Source organism: Pseudomonas sp. SST3, from assembly GCF_003325755.1.
The window spans coordinates 1-3,255 of sequence record NZ_QORI02000184.1; the positions used below are offsets into that span (position 1 = coordinate 1).

Consider the following 3,255-nt stretch of genomic DNA (forward strand, 5'->3'; position numbering starts at 1 on the left):
GCGAAGTCGGCAAAGGTACGACGGTCAGTTTGTTCCTGCCGCGCTTTATCGGTGAGCCCCAAGCTCAGGAGCCGCTCAACCCGACATTGCTGCCGTTTGCCAATGCAGGGGAAACGGTGTTGATCGTCGAGGATGATCCCGCAGTTCGGGTGTTGGTCAGCGCGGTGCTCAAAGAACTGGGTTACGGGTTTATCGAGGCTGGGGACGCGAATGCGGCGGTGCCGATCATTGAATCCGAACAGCGCATCGACCTGATGATCAGCGACGTCGGTTTGCCGGGGATGAACGGCCGACAACTAGCGGAAATCGGCCGGCAGATTCGTCCGGAACTCAAAGTATTGTTTATTACCGGATACGCCGAGCACGCCGCGGTGCGGGGTGGCTTCCTGGACCCGGGGATGCAACTGATCACCAAGCCTTTTACGTTTGATTTGTTGACGGCCAAGGTGCGGGAGATGATCCAGGCGTAGAGCGGCCACATGTGGCAATAAGTCGTCACGGTTTAGCAGGCAGCAGATGGAATCGATGTGAGTTTTTTTCCACATACGTTGGCGAATAACGCACTACCCACATCGACCAGGAATATTTCTGATGACTGCCATTTCCAATTCACGCTTTTCCGAGCTTTATACGCCCCAACTGGCAAGCGCCGTTCCACAACCGCAATCTGCCCGCCTCGAGGTCGCGACAGAGCTTCCGGGAACAAGACAAACCTCTCTGCAAGATAAGGATCAGTGGTTAGCCAGCATATACGGTGGTACGTTGCGAGATTTGTTGGGTGACAATCAAGACTATCGCGAAGTTGAAGTTGACAGAATCCCGTGGAATTCGTCCTTAGGGCAGACGCGTGCGCTGATGCTTAAACTACTTGGAAGCCCTGCGTTCAAGGACTGGGCCAAGCAGAATGATGTAGACCTATCAAAGCCGCTTACTATCAATGTCGACAGCGGTACCCTCGACGTCACGACCACGGGGGCCAAAACAGCGAAAACCCCTTCGACTTTTCACCGCCCACGCCCACCGCCAAATCCTTGGATATTCACAGCTTTACGGGTTGGCCCCTGCTCATGAGTGTTGCCAAAACGCTGGCAGGCCCCGGCAATGTCGTAAGTTTCGATACCGCATCCACCGCGACCACCGCAACGATCGCAGACATCGCACGGTTTCATGGTCATGCCGTGCCCTCCGACCGCATACTATCGCCTTCTCAGCGACAGGCATCCATCCAGCAGCTACTTGATAAACTGCAGGATCCGGATTCTGACACCTACAATGAGAGGTTTAATTTCCCTCCCCAGCAATACCTGAATAATCAAGTGTCGGAGTTGGGGGATCTGAACAATCGAAATGCCGTGATTGGGGTAATATCAAACGTCGTAAACGAAAAAGCTAAGGACCTTGAGGACCTAGAGGCCGAGCTCCAATTCTGGCAAAAAAGATCTGGTTACGAAGAAACTATCGAAAAGCTCCAGCTAACCATTAAGCAACGGTTGCAAAATGTTCTGGATACGCCAGTTGAGATAGATCCCACCTCTTCCTACTTCCGGGACCACAATCTGAAACCGGATGTGGCGGTGACGCTGCGCGACTACCTCGTAGGGCATGGCATAGTACTTCCAACTAATGCGTCGGAGTTAAAGAACATTGCGCAGTCTTTGGCAAGCCCTCCCATTGAAAAACCGGCGCATGGCAATCTAGGTGGGGCGCACTCATGGCCAACGCCGATGAGCAATGATGATCGGCGTGCACTTGCCGCCATGACCAGTAAGTTTTTGGAAGGTCAGCCAGAAAACACCCTGCTCGCCTATTTGACTCGCGGGGTTGAATATCGACAGAATTTCGGTGCAAGCTTTCTGGAAGATCGTAGCCGCGGCATTGACAACGTCCTGGAGTTTCCCAATGTTAAAAAATTCGCCCTTGCGGCGGAGCGCGAATTTGGCGAAATTGCATCGCCTAACGTGATCGCTGATTGGATGTTGACAGCGCTCTACGACTCGTTGGACCCCCTCAGCATCAACGCAACTTCACCCGATTCGAACAGGACTAAAGTTGCAGGCTTCGACCTCGCCAACATGAACCTCTCCGGAATGAACGCCCAAGACATATACGCAACGCTGTCTGATCACTTGCGCGAAACCGGAGTGACGAACCATTACAACGGCGTGCTGGCCATGGAAGTTCTATTGGCCCGCAAGGCTCCGGAACTCCTGGTCAAAGACATACCCGAAACATTGACCAAGGGTACCCACTCTTGGGTCAGTTTCGTTACGGCAGTAGCCCGTATAGAGGCTGAGGCTCCTGGCTCGACCAGCCGAATGACGTATGCCCAAGTCATGATGCGACATGAACTGGCGCCAATAACGCTGGCAGACAAACTGGTTGAGCAGCAGGCTCAAACGGACGCCCTGAAAGACTGGGGCGTTTACAATGGTGTGCTGACCAGGAGCAGCACAGATCAATACTCAGAAGAAGATATGGCAAAGGTGCGCGCTGCATTCAATGAGCAGATGCATCAGTTGAATGAGTCTTCCAAGACGTTTGCAACGCCGTTCCCTGTGCTGCATGAAATGGCAGTGGCCAGCATCAAAGAGCAAAATCCGCACTTGTCGGAAGAGCAAATCAAACGAAAAGTGCTGACACCAAAGGACTCTGGCTTTTTGGAATTTCCAGGGCCCTACTCATTGGTAGATATATTGATTAACGCGGAGCGACACCATAAGGATGTCGCTTTGGATAGCTATACATCCAGCGATAAAGATATCGACCTTAGCACCATCGCCTTGCGAAAATTTACAAACAGCTTCGTAGTGTCTACCTTCGAAGCACAGCTTTCAGTTTTATTCGATCGCTTTGAACGAGCCACGCAAACGCAAGTCAAGAACTTGATTTCCAAACTCCCTGTTGAAGACCGAAATATAATTGAGCATGGGAAAATCACTGTATCCAGAGAAGTTGACGTTACCTACTCTGGCGCTTCGACCACACCAGTAGGGTTAGAACCTTCGCCCCACAGCATCATTGTGCAAAGCGAGTTTGTAGATGCAAGCGGCCGTAAAGGCATTCATACTTATGAAATAGATGGGCCAAATAATATTATTCGCAAACGTGAGGATTTGAATGATAAAACACCCGCAACCATTCCTGGCATACCTGACAAGTCGACCGGCCCCCTCCCTCCCGTAGGTGACAGTGTGGTCCGCACACGGAGCCTTATTCCTATCGTCCCGGATGGCGACTACAAGGAAGATGTCCTAG

General features: G+C 52.0%; 3 protein-coding genes. All 3 read left to right on the forward strand.

The genetic code is table 11. The annotated features are described in order from the left end of the window. Nucleotides 1-470, forward strand: a 470-nt coding sequence (locus tag DQ405_RS26200; protein WP_168426466.1) for a response regulator, incomplete at its 5' end; no start/stop codon positions are given. A 121-nt stretch (nucleotides 471-591) separates the two neighbouring features. Then, nucleotides 592-1,071 (forward strand): hypothetical protein, encoded by a 480-nt coding sequence (locus DQ405_RS27120; protein ID WP_174824729.1) that lies wholly within the window; start codon nucleotides 592-594, stop codon nucleotides 1,069-1,071. After that, nucleotides 1,068-3,255, forward strand: a 2,188-nt coding sequence (locus tag DQ405_RS26205; RefSeq protein ID WP_174824730.1) for a hypothetical protein, incomplete at its 3' end; no start/stop codon positions are given. The genes DQ405_RS27120 and DQ405_RS26205, both read left to right, overlap by 4 nt.